This window comes from Pelagimonas phthalicica (assembly GCF_004364805.1).
GTDB lineage: Bacteria > Pseudomonadota > Alphaproteobacteria > Rhodobacterales > Rhodobacteraceae > Pelagimonas > Pelagimonas phthalicica.
Genome location: NZ_SOAP01000003.1, coordinates 344538 through 360781, shown reverse-complemented (window position 1 = coordinate 360781; position 16244 = coordinate 344538). Strand labels below are relative to the sequence as shown.

The following is a 16244-nucleotide window of genomic DNA, read 5'->3' as shown; positions in this document are numbered from 1 at the left end:
ACTATCCCACAAAATCAGACCGATGCGCCTTGATATAGGGCACCAGAATGTCGCGAAAAGCCCGCACCCGAGCCGAAGGCCAGACATCGGGATGAGCGACCAGCCAGATATCTGCATAGGGTTGCGGGGACAGGATCGGCACCTGCACCAGACCGGGCAAAGCACGGCCCAGAAAAATCGGCATACGCGCGATCCCCAAACCAGCCTGCGCCGCCCCGGCCATGACCACCATATCGTCGAAATGATATTGAATGCGCGAGCCCGGTGCGGTTTGCATCACCTGATCCGGCAGAGTCTTATGGGTGACATAGGCCACCCAATCCAGCGGTGCCTTCGGGTCGGCCGCAAAGCGATCCGCCCAGGCTTGTGTGGCGAAAGAGGCGGTTTCCTGTTCGGCCAGCCGCAATCCCGTAAGGTTGTCACCGGGCGCACGGCTGATGCGAAAGGCCAGATCCGCCTCGCGCCGGTCCAGATCCAGCAAGGTATTGGTGCCTTTGACCTCCAGCTCAACTTCGGGATGGGCCTGACGAAAGGCCTGCAGGACCGGGCAGAGCACATGGGCGATCATCAATTGTGGTGCCGTGATGGTGAGCTTGCCGGTCAAGGCCTGATCCTGCCCGGTCAGCGCGCGCATCATGGCGTGCTGCGCGCTTTGCATATCAGCGGCGTGATGGGCCATGGTCAGCCCCGCTTCGGTCGGAAGATACCCATCGCCAGAACGCACAAACAGCGCCTGCCCGGTCGCGGCCTCAATCCGCGCGACCCGGCGGGCGACGGTGGTGTAGCTGATGCCCAGCTCAGCCGAGGCGGCGGCCAAAGAGCCGCGCTGCACCAGAACCAGCACGGTTTCCAGATCATCCCAATGTGTCTTTGCCTGCGCCATGCATGCGTTTTCGCATGAGTGCGATGCAAAAGCACTCGTTTTCGCGCATGACCGTGGCGATTACCTCTGGGCCATCAGAAAATGATCACCCCAAGGAGCCCATCATGATCTACGCCTATGTTCAAATCACCGTCACAGATACCGCATCATTTACCGCCTATGCGGAAAAAGCCGGGGCAGCCTTGGCCAAATACGGGGCCAAGCCTGCGGCCATGAGCACCGAGCCGACCAAGTTGGAAGGGGACGAACCTGCGCCCGGGCGTGCGGTTTTGCTGTCCTTCCCGGATCGCGATGCCGCTTTGGGCTGGATCAACGACCCGGACCTCGCCGAGACACACGCACTGCGCCGCGCCTCTGGCCCTAGTGAGATTACCTTGATTGGCTAGTGACAAAAGAAAAGGGGCGCAGGCCTCGCGACCTGCGCCCCAAATTCCGTCGACGGAATTTGCAAAACTTTTCTGCAGCGTGTTCAGTTCAATTGTATTCCTTCGGCAGGCCGAACGCGTTGTGCATTGCAAACGCTGCCTCGACCTGCCGAAAGAATGCTCAAATCCGATCTAACCGAACACGCTGTAAAAGTTTTGTTCCGCTCTTTGGTATCAAACCGCCTTTTTCAAAGCGTCGACCAGATCTGTGCGCTCCCAGCTAAAGCCGCCATCGGCTTCCGGGTCGCGACCAAAGTGGCCATAGGCTGCGGTGCGCTGGTAGATCGGCTTGTTCAGCTCCAAGTGGGTGCGGATGCCGCGTGGGGTCAGATCGATGACCTGCGGGATCGCCGCTTCGATGTCACGCGCTTCAACCTGGCCGGTGCCATGGGTGTCGACATAGATCGACAGCGGCTTGGCCACGCCAATCGCATAGGACAGCTGAACGGTGCAGCGATCCGCCATGCCAGCGGCGACAACGTTTTTCGCCAGATAACGCGCCACATAGGCGGCCGAGCGGTCAACCTTGGTCGGATCTTTGCCCGAGAACGCGCCGCCACCATGCGGAGCCGCGCCGCCATAAGTGTCAACGATGATCTTGCGACCCGTCAGGCCGGCATCGCCATCGGGGCCACCAATCACGAACTTACCGGTCGGGTTCACGTGCCATTCGGTAGCATCGGTCAGCCAACCATCCGGCAGAACTTCGGTGATGTAGGGCGCAACGATGGCCTGAATGTCAGCGGAGCTGAGCGAGGCGTCCAAGTGCTGGGTCGACAACACGACAGAGGAAACGCCAACTGGCTTGCCACCTTCGTAAACCACCGAAAGCTGCGATTTCGCATCCGGGCCCAGTGCAGGCTCGGAGCCGTCTTTGCGCACTTCGGCCAGACGACGCAGAATCGCGTGGCTATACTGGATCGGCGCAGGCATCAAAGCCGGGGTCTCATTGGTCGCGTAACCAAACATGATACCCTGGTCACCGGCCCCTTCGTCGCCCTGCTCGCCGGTCACACCCTGCGCGATATGCGCGGATTGTTCGTGCAGCAGGTTGGTAACTTCGACGGTTTCGTGGTGAAACTTGTCCTGCTCGTAGCCGATATCCTTGATACAGGCGCGGGCGATCTCGTCGATCTTGCCCATATAGTCGTGCAGTTTTTCCTGATCGGTCAGCCCGACTTCACCGCCAATAACAACGCGGTTGGTGGTGGCGAAAGTTTCGCAGGCAACGCGGGCCAGCGGATCTTCGGCCAGAAATGCATCCAGGACTGCATCAGAAATACGGTCGCAGACCTTATCAGGATGGCCTTCGGACACGGATTCCGAAGTGAAAGTGTAATTCTGTCGGGACATGTTTGCTCCATTCAAAAATGACACCGCCACGTCAGGAAGCCGTTGTGGCGGGGTATATGCCTATTGCCCGTAGGCCCGGATGAGCAGAAGGTCAATCGGAAACGCGCCGCCCGGTCCAGAAAAGGCACAAACACCCCAGAACCAGCAGCAGAAAGATCGGGAAATCGCCAAAACGCGAATAAAGTGTCACGCGAAGGGGCGGCGGCAGGGGGGAGTCGACTTTGCCTGCGACGCCAAGGTCCAGATCAGCCAAAATGCGCCCTGCCCCGTCGATGACGGCAGAGACACCCGTATTGGCAGATCGCAGCATGGGCAGCCCCTGTTCGATGGCCCGCACACGCGCCTGGGCCAGGTGCTGATAGGGGCCGGACCATTTGCCAAACCAGGCATCATTGGTGATCTGCAACAGAAAGTCCGGGCGCGACGGGCTGCGATAGACATCCTGTGGAAACACCGCCTCGTAACAGATCAGCGGCAAGGCGCGACCAAGCGCGCCGAGGTCCAAAAGCTCAGGCCCCGGTCCGGGGGTGTAGCCCCCATCGGCGCGGGCGGCCAATCCGGCGATGTTCCAGCGCTGAAAGATCGCAGCGGCGGGCATGTATTCGCCAAAGGGAACGAGGTGATGTTTGTCATAGATCTGCGCCAGCGCACCCGTGCTGTCGAGCAAGATTAACGAGTTGAAATAGGTTCCAGCGCTGCCCCGCTGAATGCCCGCCACCAGGTGCGCCCCCTGGGCTGAAAGGGTCATAATGCGGCGCGCGTCTTCGGAGCGTTCCAGCATCACCGGAACAGCGGTTTCCGGCCAGACAATCAGATCGGGTTTGCGTTGATTTGGCTCGGGCGCGGCTTCGGTCAAAGACAGCTGGCGGTCAAAGAACATTTTGACAAACCGCGGATCCCATTTTTCATGTTGCGGCGCGTTGGGTTGGATCAGGCGCACGGTGGGACGGTCGGACAGGTCTTGCAGCGGTGGCGTTAACCATGTTCCACCAAGGAAGAGCGCTGCAAGCAGTGTGATGGCCGCAATGCTTGGGCGCGTGTTGGGCCGCTTGGTCAACAGACCCGCCGTCGCACAAGCGGCAAAGATCAAGGTCACAAGGGTCATACCATGCGGCCCCATGACCGAAGCAAGCTGGATTGGGCTGACCGAGGTCCAGATGTAGCCGACCAGCGCCCAGGGAAAGCCGGTGAACACATAGGCGCGGGCAAATTCGGCAGCGGCCCAGAGGAAGACCAGCGCCGCCAAAGGATAGCGGCTTTGATGGGCCGCGCCCCAAAAGGCCAGCCCCCAGAACAGCGCCAGCCCTCCGGCCATGCCAAATAGGGCAAAGGGGGCCATCCAACCGGTGACGGCGGCGTCAACCATGAAGGGTTCAACTATCCAGCCAAGCGAGACGCCAAAATAGCCCAGCCCCACGCCCCAGCCTGTGCCAACGGCATAAAGCCCCTTGGGGGCTGAGGCAAAAAGCCAGAAGGCGGCAATCAGCCCCGATAGTCCGAGATACCAAAGATCGTAAGGGGCCAGCCCCAGCGCCATGATCGCGCCGCAGACAATCGCCAATGGCAGGCGCACCCAGCGGATCAGGGGCGGTGCAACCGCCTGATCAGCCAACATGAGCACTGCCTGAGCGGGGTGCGAGGGCGGCTACCTTGGCCTTGGGCGCACCGGGCAGGCGCACGCGCAGCCGTTTGATGCGGCGGGGATCGGCATCCACGACCTCAAAATCGACACCGGCAGGATGTGGCACAATCTCGCCCCGTGTCGGCACGCGACCCGCCAGCATAAAGACCAGACCACCCAAGGTATCGATCTCTTCGGCGTCGATCTCTTCATCCTCGGTCAGGGTCATGCCCAGCTCGGCCTCAAAATCCTCAAGCGGGGTTTTCGACAGGGCGAGATAGCTGCCCTGGCTTTCCTTGGCCCAGAACTGCCCCTCATCGGTGTCGTGTTCATCCTCGATCTCACCGATAACCTGTTCGATCAGATCCTCAATGGTTACCAGACCGTCAACGCCACCATATTCGTCGATCACCAGCGCCATATGCCGCCTTTCGGTCTGCATCTTGGAGAGCAGCACACCGATGGGCATGGAGGGGGGCACAAAGAGCAAGGGGCGCAGCATCTTTTGCAGATCAAAATCACCACCCGCGCCGTTGAAGCCCTGGCTGAGTGCAAAATCCTTGAGATGGGCCATGCCGACAGGCGTGTCGAGAGTACCGTCATAGACCGGCAGACGCGTCAGCCCGGATTCGCGGAACACGCTGACCAGTTCATCCTTGTCGATGGTGTTTTGCACAGCGACGATTTCCGCCTTGGGAATCGCCACATCCTCAACCCGCATCCGCGAAAGGTTGCCAAGGCCAAGGCCCTGTTGCGGCGCGATGCTGCGCGGTGTTTCCACCGGCTGCGATTGTGGCGCGTCCTGTGCTTGTGGTGAAAGCCAACCAAAGAGCCGGGTCCAAAGCCCCGCTTGCGCCTTGATCCCGTTTTCCTGCCCACCCTTTTTCGGGGAGCCGTTCATTTGTGTCATCTGACGCGCGCTTTGCGCTGCGTTAGACGATCCGTCAATATCGCCCATCAATCCGTACCAGTCATAGGCCGTTCGGCCCGGTATCCTCTCTATATGGGTCGGGCAGACCGAGCTTGCCAAGTATTTCCACCTCTAACTGTTCCATAAGCGTGGCATCTTCGTCACGGATATGATCATACCCCAAAAGATGTAACACCCCGTGAACAATCAGGTGAGTGACATGGTCGGCCATGGGTTTGCCCTGTTCCGCCGCTTCACGTTGGCAGGTTTCATAGGCAATGGCGATATCCCCCAGCTCTTCGGCCTCGGGTTCCAGCGGTTTCCCGCCGGGGGTTTCCGCCGAGAGGTCTTCGAACGGCCAGGACAGCACATTGGTGGCGCGCGGTTTGTCGCGAAAATCGCCATTAAGTGTGGTGATGCGGGCATCGTCACAGCCCATGAGCACGATTTCATGTGCCTCGGGGTCAAGGTCGAGATGCCGCAAGGTGACGGTGGCAGCCTGATCGGCCAAGGGTTCGAGATTAAACGCCTGCCAGCGCGAGTCTTCGATGACGGTGTCAGTAAGCAAAGTTATGCACCGGGGGCCAGCCCCCGGACCCCCGGAATATTTGAACCAAGAAGAAACCCTTACAGCGTTTCGATTTTAACTCAAAACATCAAGTATCGTTCAACACGTTGAAATCTTTGATGTCAGGCAGCTTTACGCGATGCCTGTTTCATCGACAACGCTCTAGGTTTTCACTTCGTCTTTCTCATAGGCTTCGATGATCGCCGCGACAAGCGGGTGGCGGACCACGTCTTTGCCGGTGAAATAGTTGAAGGAGATGCCGGGGATGTGATCCAGCAGGCGTTCCGCATCGGCCAGGCCCGAGGGCATGCCGCGTGGCAGGTCGATCTGGGTGCGGTCGCCGGTGATCACCATGCGAGAGCCTTCGCCGAGCCGGGTCAGGAACATCTTCATCTGCATGGTGGTGGCGTTTTGCGCCTCGTCCAGAACCACAAAGGCATTTGACAGGGTGCGGCCGCGCATAAAGGCCAGCGGGGCGATTTCGATCACCTTTTCCTCGATCATCTTGCCAAGCTGTTTGCCCGGCAGGAAGTCATTCAGCGCATCGTATAGCGGCTGCATATAGGGATCGACCTTGTCTTTCATGTCACCGGGCAGATAGCCGAGCTTTTCCCCCGCCTCGACCGCTGGACGCGACAAGATGATTTTATCAACGGCACCGGTGATCAGCATGTTCACACCCACGGCAACGGCAAGATAGGTCTTGCCCGTGCCCGCCGGGCCAATGCCAAAGGCCAGCTCGTTTTCAAACAGGCTGGTGACATAAGCCTTTTGCGCATCGGTGCGTGGTTCGACCAGCTTTTTGCGGGTCTTGATCTCGACCTTGCCGCTGGTGAACATTTCAAGCTGGTCATCCGGGGGGAGATCATCCGCCATGCGGAATTCCCGGTCGATATCGCTATGCCCCACTTCGCGCCCCTGTTCGAGACGTTCATAGAGCGAGCGCAGCACCTCGGTCGCCTCGGCCTGAGCCTCGGGCGCGCCATGAATGGCAAGCTGATTGCCCCGGCGCAGAATCTGCACGCCGGTGCGGGCCTCGATATCGGTGAGGTTGCGGTCATATTCACCGCACAAATCAATCAGCAAGCGGTTGTCAGGAAATTCCAGAACGGCTTCGGTCAAAGGGCCAGTTGTCACGCATGTCTCCTGCCATGTTTCAGGCCATGTCTCAGGTGCCAAAATACATAGATATGGTGCCAAGGCGCGCGGGGATGCGCAAGTGTCGTGTTGAAAATCTCTGGGGATAAGTTTGATTGCGCGGGAAATGGTCAAAAGAAAACCGGCCACACGCTGGGTGCAGCCGGTCTCTTGAAGCCGTTATTTACAGATAGTTTAAAGCGGGTCGCCGATGATGGAGGTCGAGCCCTGCTTGAAGTCGCCGGTGGCGATTGTCGGAGGCGCGGTGCCAGAGCAGACCGGCTTGCCATATTTGTCGAGACGCGCGGACAGATAACCCTCAACGCCATCGTCGATGATCCAGTGATCACAGCCATTCGGGTCAACCCAGATGCCTGCATGCATGGTGCTCAGATCGTCAGCGTCAATGCCGCGGTCGATGCTTTTGTCCGGGCCATAAGCGCCCACACCTTCAAGTCCGCCGCCCTCGCAGCCAGCCAAAACCGCAGCAGCACCCAGCAGAAGGGCCAGTTTCGTCATTTTCATGGTCAGACCCCTTTAGCGGATGCAGATGATTTCAACACGGCGGTTCTTCGCCATGCCGGTGGCCGTGCCGTTTGTGGCAACGGGTTGGCGTTCGCCATAGCCGCGCACATCAGCAACATTTGCGCCAACGGATTTTGCGACGCGAGCAACGGACAGGGCGCGGTTGTAGGACAGTTTCATATTGTAGCTGTCCGAGGCGCGGCTGTCGGTGTGACCTGCGATGATATAGGCCTGAGCAGACGCGTTGTTAAAGAACTCGGCCAGGCGCTGTTTACCTGCGGACGAGATACGATAGCTGTCCGTGGCAAAGAATTGGTCGGAATTCATGACGCCGCAAACGTTGCCACGGTTACAAACCGGGATACCTTTGCGGTTCACATGTGGGGTCATATACCCCTCGACACCGTCATCCATAACCCAGTGTTCGCAGCCATCCGGATCAATCCAGATACCAGGGATGTATTGCTCGCCCTGAATGGTGCGTGTGTTTTGCGTCGAAATGAATGGTGATTTTTGCCCCGCTTCATCGGCAAATGCCGGCGCGGTGGCCGAAATGCCAGCGAGAGCAGCCAGCGCAAGCGCGCCAACGGCTTTGGTCAATCGATTAGCCACAGCCTCTGTCCCTTTGGTTTGTGTTTCCCCCACTGCGCGCACCAAAAAGGCAGCGGTACACGCAAAGTTACTATAATCAACAGATTAGCAAACCTTGCTCGCGTGTGAAGTGAAAAGGCAGCCTGATTGGTGCGAAATCGGAAACAATTCCCGGGATTCTGTCGCTTTCTTGTGGATAATCCGGTTCGCTATTACGAAACAAAGGCTTGTTCGGCCCTCTTCACGGCAAAAGCACACCTTTGAGCGAGTTGGGACCGGAGGAGGCGATTCGCACCTTGGCCAGCTCGCCCACTGCGATTCCCTCGGCCTCGACATGGACCGCGTGCAGGTATTCGGATTTGCCCACCATCTGGCCCGTCATGCGGCCCGTCTTCTCAAACAACACCGAAACCTCGCGTCCGACCATGGCATCCTGAAGGGCCTTTTGCTGCTCTTTCAGCAAGGCCTGAAGGCGCTGGAGACGGTCATCCTTTTCCTCTTCGGACACCTGAGGACGTTCGGCAGCCGGGGTGCCGGGGCGTTCGGAATATTTGAACGAAAAGGCCGAGCCGTATTCCACTGCCTTGATCAGGTTCAGCGTGTCCTGGAAATCCTCTTCGGTCTCTTCTGGAAAGCCAACGATAAAGTCGCCGGACAGGTGCAGATCCGGACGCACGGCGCGCAGACGCTCGATCAGTTTCAGGTATTCCTCAGCGGTGTGAGACCGGTTCATGCGCTTGAGAATTTTGTCGCTGCCCGCCTGCACCGGCAGGTGCAGGTAAGGCATCAGCTTTTCGCAATCGCCATGGGCGGCGATCAGGTCGTCATCCATGTCGTTTGGATGGCTGGTGGTAAAGCGGATGCGCTCGAGCCCGTCGATTTTGGCCAGATCGCGGATCAAACCGCCGAGCCCCTTGTCATGACCGTGATAGGCGTTGACGTTCTGTCCCAGCAAGGTGAGCTCGCGCACGCCACGTTCGACCAGTTCACGGGCCTCATCCATGATGCGCCCCGCTGGGCGGGAGACTTCGGCCCCACGGGTATAGGGCACCACGCAAAAGGCGCAGAATTTGTCACAGCCTTCCTGAACGGTCAGAAAGGCGGTTGGGCCGCGCTTGGCTTTGGGACGGTTTTTGAGGGTTTCAAACTTGTCATCCTCAGGGAAATCGGTGTCCAGCGCCTTTTTGCCCTCACGCGCTTTGGCCTCCAGCTCCGGCAGGCGGTGATAGCTTTGCGGACCAACGACCAGATCGACCATGGGCTGACGGCGCATGATCTCTTGCCCTTCGGCCTGAGCCACGCAACCAGCGACACCGATCTTGAGATCCGGTTTGTCCGCCTTGAGCCCCTTGTAGCGTCCGAGTTCGGAATAGACCTTTTCCGCCGCCTTTTCGCGAATGTGGCAGGTGTTGAGCAGGATCATATCCGCATCGTCAGGCGTATCGGTCTGCACATAGCCCTTGCCGCCCATGGCCTCGGCCATGCGTTCGCTGTCATAGACATTCATCTGGCAGCCATAGGTCTTGATAAAGAGTTTCTTCGGCTCGGTCATGATCGGTCCTGTTGCTCGCGGCGGGCGTTGGTGGGATTTTCGCCTGAAAAACCACCATCGGGTCAAAACGCGCAGATAACGCATAACCGACCCATCTTGCAATGCACGAGATTTTCACCGATTCTGGGAGAAATTTCCGCACCCAATCGGGGCAGATGCGGATCAGGGGCTGATGCATGTATTATAATGGACTGAGCGATTATATCCAAAAGGGCAAAGCCGCCTTTGCCAAAGGCCCCATCGCGCTGGTCTTTGCCGAGGATGATGCCGAGCTGGGCACCACCCTGCGCCATCACATGCATTCGGGGTTCAAATCGGTGACGGTTTTTATGTCCTCGCTGTTCGAGCTGCCGCCCGATCTGGAGAACAGGGTACACCGTGTCGAATATGATATGACCGTCGAGGGGGCCCTGCCCGCCGCGATCAACGCGGTCATTGCCGCCGCGCCTGATATCTGGATGTATTACTGCTATAATGCCGAATACCTGTTTTACCCGTTTTGCGAGACCCGCACGATTGGCGAGTTGCTGACCTTTCATACCGAAGAGCGGCGGGATGCGATGCTGGCCTACGTGGTCGATCTCTATGCTGGCAATCTCGACAAATGCCCCAATGCCGTGTCACTGGATGATGCGCATTTGGACCGGTCTGGTTATTACGCCCTGGCCCGCCCCGACCCGGCGAATAACAACTACCCCAAGGAACGGCAGCTGGATTTCTTTGGTGGTTTGCGCTGGCGGTACGAGGAACATGTGCCCGTTGAGCGGCGCAAAATTGATCGCGTGGCCCTGTTCAAATCCAAACCGGGGCTGAAACTGCGCGACGATCACACCTTTGATGATGAAGAATACAACACCTATGCCTGCCCATGGCATAACAACCTGACGGCGGCGATTGTGTCCTTTCGCACGGCCAAGGCGCTCAAGCGCAACCCCGGTTCAACCTTCGATATTCGCAGTTTCCGCTGGTATAATTCGACGCCGTTTGAGTGGCATTCCCGGCAATTACTGGATCTCGGGTTGATTGAACCAGGACAGTGGTTCTAGGCGGTTTAAAATCCGTGCACGGATTTTGCAAATTCCGTCGACGGAATTTGTGGCGCGCGCTGCGAGGTCACGCGCCGAAAGAACAGATGTCTAAATGCCCGTCGGTGGCGCGGGTCAGCGCGTCATTTACAAAAACCGCATGGACATATCTCGGGGCCTCGGCAGAGCCATAATTGTAGCTCACGCAGGCCTCATCCCAATTGGAAGGGTTTCGTTCAAAACCGCTATCCGGGCCAAGCGCAACTTCGGCCTCAGAGGGGCTCACCCCTTTGGCCAGTTTGCGCGCCACCCCGTCGCTTTTGGGAACCCCGCCCTCACCGGCGGGACCTGCGCCTTGCATGCACCCCGAAACGCCGACAATCGCGGCCAAAATCAAAACAAGACGCATATCAGCCCCCTCAGAGATTCTCCTGCTGAGGCATTCCTAGCACATGGAACCCGCCATCGACGCGGACAATTTCACCGGTTGTGCAGGAGCCAGCCTCGGAGATCAGCCAGACCGCGGTGCCACCCACCGCGTCGAGCGTTGCGTTCGAGCGCAGAGGTGCGTTTTGATCGGTGTGCTTATAGGTCTTGCGCGCGCCACCAATGGCGGCCCCGGCCAGCGTCTTCATCGGACCCGGAGAGATCGCATTGACGCGGATACCCTCTGGCCCCAGATCATTGGCCAGATAGCGTGTGGTCGCCTCAAGCGCCGCCTTGGCCACGCCCATGACGTTGTAGTTCGGCGTCACACGGGTTGAGCCCATATAGGTCAGGGTCAGCAAGGTGCCGCCATTTTCCTTCATCAGCGGATGGGCACGGCGCGCCACCTCGATAAAGCTGTAGGCGGAGATATCCATCGAGTTTTTGAAATTCGCCCGGCTGGTATTCAGGATACGGCCGGTCAGCTCATTCTTGTCGGAATAGGCAATCGCATGCACGACGAAATCGAGACTGTCCCAGCGCGCACCCAACTGCTCAAAGGCTGCGTCCAGTGATGCATCATCGGTGACATCGACATCCACCATGAAATCGCTGCCAACGCTGGCGGCAAGCGGTTCCAAACGCTTGCCAAAAGCCTCGCCCTGATAGGTAAAGGCCAGCTCGGCCCCCGCGTCGGCGCAGGCCTTGGCGATGCCCCAGGCGATCGAGCGTTCATTGGCGACGCCCATCACCAGGCCGCGTTTTCCCTTGAGATCAATGGTCATGAAATTGGTCCTGCAAATCAGTCTTTATATTTCGACATCACCATCGAGCCGTTGGTGCCGCCAAAGCCAAAGCTGTTGGTCATCACCGAATCCAGCCCGGCATTTTCCACCAGGGATGTGGCGATCTCTTCCGGCTTCAGGGCGGGATCAAGGTTTTCGACATTGATCGACGGAATGATGAAGTCATGTTCCAGCGCCAGCAGGCAATAGATCGCCTCTTGGGCACCGGTTGCGCCCTGGCTGTGGCCGGTCATGGATTTGGTCGAGGAGACCGGCGGGGTCGCCCCCTCACCAAAGACGCGGCGCACCGCTTCGATCTCACCCACATCACCGACCGGGGTCGAGGTGCCATGTGCGTTGATATAGCTGACCTTGCGACCCTCTGGCAGGGATTGCAGTGCCAAGCGCATGGCGCGCTCACCGCCCTCACCCGACGGGGCCACCATGTCATGCCCGTCCGAAGTCGCGGCAAACCCGGTCACCTCGGCATAGATCTTGGCCCCACGCGCCTTGGCGTGTTCCAGATCCTCCAAAACGACCATACCGCCGCCGCCGCCAATCACGAACCCATCGCGATCCGCATCAAAGGCGCGGCTGGCAAGCTCGGGCGTGTCGTTATATTTGGAGCTCATCGCACCCATGGCATCGAACAGGCAGGACAGCGTCCAATCCAATTCCTCGCCACCGCCTGCGAACATCACATCCTGCTTGCCCATCATGATCTGCTCAGCCGCGTTGCCGATACAATGCAGTGAGGTCGAACAGGCCGAGGTGATGGAATAGTTGATGCCCTTGATCTTGAACGCGGTCGACAGGTTGGCCGACACGGTTGAGGACATGCATTTGGGAACCGCAAAGGGGCCAATACGCTTGGGCGCGCCTTTTTCCAGAACGGTCTGATGAGCAACCAGCATGGCCGAGGTAGACGGACCACCCGACCCGGCCACAAGACCTGTGCGCGGGTTCACAACATCGCTTTCCTCAAGCCCCGCATCGGCAATCGCCTGCTGCATGGCGATATAGGCATAGGCCGCACCCGGCCCCATAAAACGCAGGGTGCGTTTGTCGATGTGATCGGCCACATTCAGGTCAATGTCACCGGCAATCTGGCTGCGAAAACCATGCTCTTTCATCGCCTCATTGGCGGTGATCCCGGATTTTCCGGCCTTGAGCGATGCCAGAACTTCTTCGGCATTGTTCCCGATGCTGGAGACAATCCCCAGACCTGTAACGACGACACGGCGCATGCGGCCTCCCTAGTTTGCTTGCCTCTTAGTAGGGCATTGCTTGGGGAAGGTGCAAGGTGGGCTCGACATGCAATCAGGAATGTCTAAGCTGGTTTTGCGAGGTCAGGGGCGTATTTATGGCATCCGTGAAAGAAATGGTCGAGACAATCGCGTCTCTTTCTGAGGTTCGAAAACGAGGTTGGAGCAAGGCTGATCTCATAAACCCGGATCAGGACTGGGCAGATTACATCCTTCACTTGCCTCAAAACCCTCCGCTGCAGGTCATAGAAGCCCTGTTGAAAACCTTTGATGACTCAATCGACGACGGAGGAACCCAGGAAATTGTGATCGGATACTTAACAGTGGTTCCAAGGGCGCTACTATTGCAGGCATTGACCAACCAAATGGCGCATTTGAAGACCCACGCCCCGAGTTGGCTGGAGGACCTCGAAACCGGTTTCATCCAAGACGCTGACCTTTAACAACGACACGGCATGTGCGGCGTCTTTAGCATTCTTACGCTTTTCCGGGCATTGCAGCAGAAAGATGTAAAATGGGCTCGACAGGCAATTCCAATTGCCTAGGTCAGGTTGGGATGATCTAGGCTCTTTTGACAGCTTACCGCTTGTGAGATCTCCTACCCCGCAATGCCTGCGCTGCAGTCTTTTCCCAAATAGAGCCACAGTGCCAAAGGCACAAAAAGTGTGCCTAGCATGAGCAATGTTGACACTTTGTCGTGGCGGACACGTTCAATGCCAAACAACACCTTAAAGGTCTTTCCAATTCCCAATTGGTGTTTGCGTTTGATGTAGAAGGACGTGGCGATGCAGCCGAGAAAGAACAGGGCCGCCGGGATTGGATAGGCCGCGTTGACACAGTCTTGGACGTCCATCACGGCTCCTATTGTTGGTTTGGCCCTCGCTCAGCGCGGCCTTGGCCAGCCTAAATCTTCTTCACGAATTGCGACTTCAATCCGATCTGCCCCAGGCCCGGAATCTTGCAGTCGATATCGTGCCCACCGGCGACAAGGCGAATGTTGCGCACTTTGGTCCCGGCTTTGACGCTGCCCGAGCCACCCTGCAATTTCAGCGATTTGATCACGCTGACCGTGTCACCGTCTGACAAGACATTGCCAACGCTGTCGCGCACAATGTCGTCATCGCTTTCCTGCGCGGATGCGGACCATTCATGCCCGCATTCCGGACAGACCAAAAGCGCATCCATTTCATAGGTGAACGTGGATGCGCATTCGGGGCATGGGGGGAGGTTGTCTGACATCAGCTCTCGCTCAGGGCGACCTTCATGTCTTTGACTTCATAAGCCAATTCGCCGTCAACCTTCACGATGCCATCCGCAACACCCATGGTCAGGCGGCGGGTTTGAACGGCTTTGGTAAAGTCGATCTCATAGGTGACCAGTTTGGCCTCGGGGCGCACCATGGCCTTGAGCTTGATCTCACCGACACCCAGCGCATAACCGCGGCCTTTCCAGCCACGCCAGCCGAGGTTAAAGCCGGTCAACTGCCACAAACCGTCCAGTCCCAAACAGCCAGGCATGATCGGGTTGCCGGGGAAATGGCATTCAAAGAACCATAGATCCGGCGTCACGTCGAATTCGGCCAGCACATGGCCTTTGCCATGGGCACCGCCATCCGCAGAGATATCGGTGATCCGGTCCATCATCAGCATGGGCGGTGCAGGCAATTGAGCATTGCCCGGACCAAACAGGTCCCCTGCCGCACATTTCAAAAGATCTTCTTTGCTGAAGCTGGTCGGAAAATCAGCCATGCTGACGCGCCCCTATGTTGTTTTTCTGAGTTCCTCTAAGGATTCCTCTACCACTCGCCCTACATAATGCCAAGCGGGGTTGCGCCCAAGCAGGCTTGGACCGGACGCGCCGCGCTGTTTGTGTTGCGAGTGAGGTGCAAGAGCAAATTCGTTTGAAAACATGCCCCGTTGAGGTTTATATAGCTGAGGCAGCAAATAGGACACGGCGACCGATGAATTCAGTGGCACTGACACGCGGCAAGGAATGGCTTGGCAAATCGGACCTGCGTCCGACGCGGCAAAGGCTGACTTTGGCGGCCCTGCTGGTGGGTGATGGTCAAAACCGCCATGTCACCGCCGAAAGCCTGTTTGAAAGCGCCAAGGATCAGGGCGAAGCTGTCTCGCTCGCCACGGTTTACAACACGCTCAAGGCGTTTTGTTCCGCTGGCCTGATGCAAGAAGTCACCGTCGATGGCTCGCGCAGCTATTTTGACACCAACACCCATGATCACCCGCATTTCTTTTGGGAAGACGATGGCAAACTGACCGACGCCCCGGCGGAACAGCTGCGCATCGTTGAACTGCCCGACGCCCCCGAAGGGATGGAAATCGCGGCGGTGGATGTGGTGATCCGTCTGCGCAAGGTTTGAAGGTTTCGGACACGTGTTGAGCAGGCCGGTTTACCCGGCCACCAGAACCAGCCAATTGCGATGCACCCAGCCCTTCTTGCCCGGATATGGCACGGGACGCTGGCCTTCACCGACATAGCCACAACCAATTTCATTGCCGTTCTCGATCAACTCGTGCCCGCGCCCATAATAGACCCCAGCCCAATCGCCGCGAATGTCAAAAGTGATGACAAAGTCTCCGTTATGAAGCTGATCGATTTGGCGAAAGCTGGTACCGGGGCCAGAACGAACGGATAAAAACCCGTCGCGTTCGGTGTTCAGCCCCTCGACCATGTCCAACGTGCATTCCGCCACTTGGCCATCCCCTCCGCGCTCGTAGATCATGACATCCAGACTGTCAGCTTGGGCGGTTTGAGTGTTCAGGAAGAGGATGCTCGATGACAAAAACAAGGACGCAAAGAGCGTTGTGTAGTTTTGGGTGATGGGTTTCATGCGGGTGACCTAGCAGCTAAAAACTTGCTAAATAATAGTTGATTTTTGAACTGTGATTAGTCTGGATTTCCACCCCTAATGGAGCCTTAAAATTAAGAGGTTCCACGCTGGCACACCGCCCCAATCAATGACGGTTCCAGCATAGTTTTACCATGTCTGATATACGGTTAGCGGTCTGCGGAAGGGGCGCAAGCCACGGGCTTGTCATAGCGATCCTGACACCTGGTACCCGCGGCCGGACTCGAACCGGCACGGCCTATTAAGCCTGGAGATTTTAAGTCTCCTGTGTCTACCATTCCACCACGCGGGCCAGTGGCGCGACAATAGCCG

At 57.9% G+C, this 16244-nt stretch carries 20 protein-coding genes, 1 tRNA gene and 1 riboswitch; of the genes, 4 read left to right on the top strand and 17 right to left on the bottom strand.

Annotated elements, in window-relative coordinates; genetic code table 11:
- Position 1 precedes the first annotated feature (1 nt).
- Entirely contained in the window at positions 2 to 883 is an 882-nt protein-coding gene (locus CLV87_RS19880) for a LysR family transcriptional regulator (protein ID WP_099248987.1), read from the bottom strand.
- Between the two features lie 104 nt (positions 884 to 987).
- Between CLV87_RS19880 and CLV87_RS19875 the strand changes: the two genes are divergently transcribed.
- Complete coding sequence (locus CLV87_RS19875; protein WP_099249384.1) at positions 988 to 1269, top strand: DUF1330 domain-containing protein; 282 nt, start codon at positions 988 to 990, stop codon at positions 1267 to 1269.
- Between the two features lie 213 nt (positions 1270 to 1482).
- On the opposite strand, the gene metK is transcribed toward CLV87_RS19875, so the two are convergent.
- The 8 genes from metK to miaB all read right to left on the bottom strand — a co-directional run bounded on the left by metK (position 1483) and on the right by miaB (position 9565).
- Complete coding sequence (gene metK / locus CLV87_RS19870; RefSeq protein ID WP_099248986.1) at positions 1483 to 2661, bottom strand: methionine adenosyltransferase; 1179 nt, start codon at positions 2659 to 2661, stop codon at positions 1483 to 1485.
- 3 nt (positions 2662 to 2664) lie between these two features.
- A riboswitch (SAM-SAH riboswitch) is annotated at positions 2665 to 2715 on the bottom strand.
- Between the two features lie 37 nt (positions 2716 to 2752).
- Positions 2753 to 4276, bottom strand: coding sequence for an apolipoprotein N-acyltransferase (lnt, locus tag CLV87_RS19865; protein WP_099248984.1), 1524 nt, complete (start codon positions 4274 to 4276; stop codon positions 2753 to 2755).
- Positions 4266 to 5240 carry a hemolysin family protein gene (locus CLV87_RS19860; RefSeq protein ID WP_099248982.1) on the bottom strand — a complete coding sequence of 325 codons (975 nt, stop codon included), beginning with the start codon at positions 5238 to 5240 and terminating at the stop codon, positions 4266 to 4268. Before CLV87_RS19860 ends, lnt begins: the two co-directional genes overlap by 11 nt.
- A 13-nt stretch (positions 5241 to 5253) precedes the next feature.
- Positions 5254 to 5760 (bottom strand): rRNA maturation RNase YbeY, encoded by a 507-nt coding sequence (ybeY, locus tag CLV87_RS19855; RefSeq protein WP_099248980.1) that lies wholly within the window; start codon positions 5758 to 5760, stop codon positions 5254 to 5256.
- A 162-nt stretch (positions 5761 to 5922) separates the two neighbouring features.
- Complete coding sequence (locus CLV87_RS19850; protein WP_099248978.1) at positions 5923 to 6897, bottom strand: PhoH family protein; 975 nt, start codon at positions 6895 to 6897, stop codon at positions 5923 to 5925.
- Between the two features lie 195 nt (positions 6898 to 7092).
- A complete protein-coding gene (locus tag CLV87_RS19845) occupies positions 7093 to 7422 on the bottom strand; it encodes a hypothetical protein (protein ID WP_099248976.1) in 330 nt (109 codons plus the stop codon).
- 12 nt (positions 7423 to 7434) lie between these two features.
- Entirely contained in the window at positions 7435 to 8034 is a 600-nt protein-coding gene (locus CLV87_RS19840) for an OmpA family protein (protein WP_166652802.1), read from the bottom strand.
- Positions 8035 to 8254: 220 nt separating this feature from the next.
- Positions 8255 to 9565, bottom strand: coding sequence for a tRNA (N6-isopentenyl adenosine(37)-C2)-methylthiotransferase MiaB (gene miaB / locus CLV87_RS19835; RefSeq protein ID WP_099248974.1), 1311 nt, complete (start codon positions 9563 to 9565; stop codon positions 8255 to 8257).
- A gap of 176 nt (positions 9566 to 9741) precedes the next feature.
- On the opposite strand from miaB, the gene CLV87_RS19830 reads away from it, so the two are divergent.
- Complete coding sequence (locus CLV87_RS19830) at positions 9742 to 10611, top strand: hypothetical protein (RefSeq protein WP_099248972.1); 870 nt, start codon at positions 9742 to 9744, stop codon at positions 10609 to 10611.
- A 67-nt stretch (positions 10612 to 10678) separates the two neighbouring features.
- On the opposite strand, the gene CLV87_RS19825 is transcribed toward CLV87_RS19830, so the two are convergent.
- The 3 genes from CLV87_RS19825 to fabB are packed head-to-tail and all read right to left on the bottom strand — an operon-like array spanning position 10679 to position 13048.
- Positions 10679 to 10999, bottom strand: a complete 321-nt coding sequence (locus tag CLV87_RS19825; RefSeq protein WP_099248970.1) for a hypothetical protein — start codon at positions 10997 to 10999, stop codon at positions 10679 to 10681.
- 10 nt (positions 11000 to 11009) lie between these two features.
- Positions 11010 to 11801 (bottom strand): enoyl-ACP reductase FabI, encoded by a 792-nt coding sequence (locus CLV87_RS19820; RefSeq protein ID WP_099248968.1) that lies wholly within the window; start codon positions 11799 to 11801, stop codon positions 11010 to 11012.
- Between the two features lie 17 nt (positions 11802 to 11818).
- Complete coding sequence (gene fabB / locus CLV87_RS19815) at positions 11819 to 13048, bottom strand: beta-ketoacyl-ACP synthase I (protein ID WP_099248966.1); 1230 nt, start codon at positions 13046 to 13048, stop codon at positions 11819 to 11821.
- Positions 13049 to 13164: 116 nt separating this feature from the next.
- Between fabB and CLV87_RS19810 the strand changes: the two genes are divergently transcribed.
- On the top strand, positions 13165 to 13509 hold the full coding sequence (locus CLV87_RS19810) for a hypothetical protein (RefSeq protein ID WP_099248964.1): 345 nt from the start codon (positions 13165 to 13167) through the stop codon (positions 13507 to 13509).
- 155 nt (positions 13510 to 13664) lie between these two features.
- Here the strand turns inward: CLV87_RS19810 and CLV87_RS19805 are convergent, their stop codons facing one another.
- From CLV87_RS19805 to fabA, 3 genes are read right to left on the bottom strand one after another with little or no spacing between them, the layout of a single operon-like run.
- Positions 13665 to 13919 (bottom strand): hypothetical protein, encoded by a 255-nt coding sequence (locus CLV87_RS19805; protein WP_099248962.1) that lies wholly within the window; start codon positions 13917 to 13919, stop codon positions 13665 to 13667.
- 50 nt (positions 13920 to 13969) lie between these two features.
- Complete coding sequence (locus CLV87_RS19800; RefSeq protein WP_099248960.1) at positions 13970 to 14305, bottom strand: zinc ribbon domain-containing protein YjdM; 336 nt, start codon at positions 14303 to 14305, stop codon at positions 13970 to 13972.
- Positions 14305 to 14814 (bottom strand): bifunctional 3-hydroxydecanoyl-ACP dehydratase/trans-2-decenoyl-ACP isomerase, encoded by a 510-nt coding sequence (gene fabA / locus CLV87_RS19795; protein ID WP_099248958.1) that lies wholly within the window; start codon positions 14812 to 14814, stop codon positions 14305 to 14307. Before fabA ends, CLV87_RS19800 begins: the two co-directional genes overlap by 1 nt.
- Before the next feature lie 212 nt (positions 14815 to 15026).
- Between fabA and irr the strand changes: the two genes are divergently transcribed.
- Positions 15027 to 15443, top strand: coding sequence for a Fur family transcriptional regulator Irr (gene irr, locus CLV87_RS19790; RefSeq protein ID WP_099248956.1), 417 nt, complete (start codon positions 15027 to 15029; stop codon positions 15441 to 15443).
- A gap of 30 nt (positions 15444 to 15473) precedes the next feature.
- Here irr and CLV87_RS19785 read toward each other — a convergent pair whose 3' ends face one another.
- Positions 15474 to 15914, bottom strand: coding sequence for an SH3 domain-containing protein (locus CLV87_RS19785; RefSeq protein WP_208293359.1), 441 nt, complete (start codon positions 15912 to 15914; stop codon positions 15474 to 15476).
- 223 nt (positions 15915 to 16137) lie between these two features.
- Positions 16138 to 16224 (bottom strand) — tRNA-Leu (locus CLV87_RS19780).
- Positions 16225 to 16244: the final 20 nt, after the last annotated feature.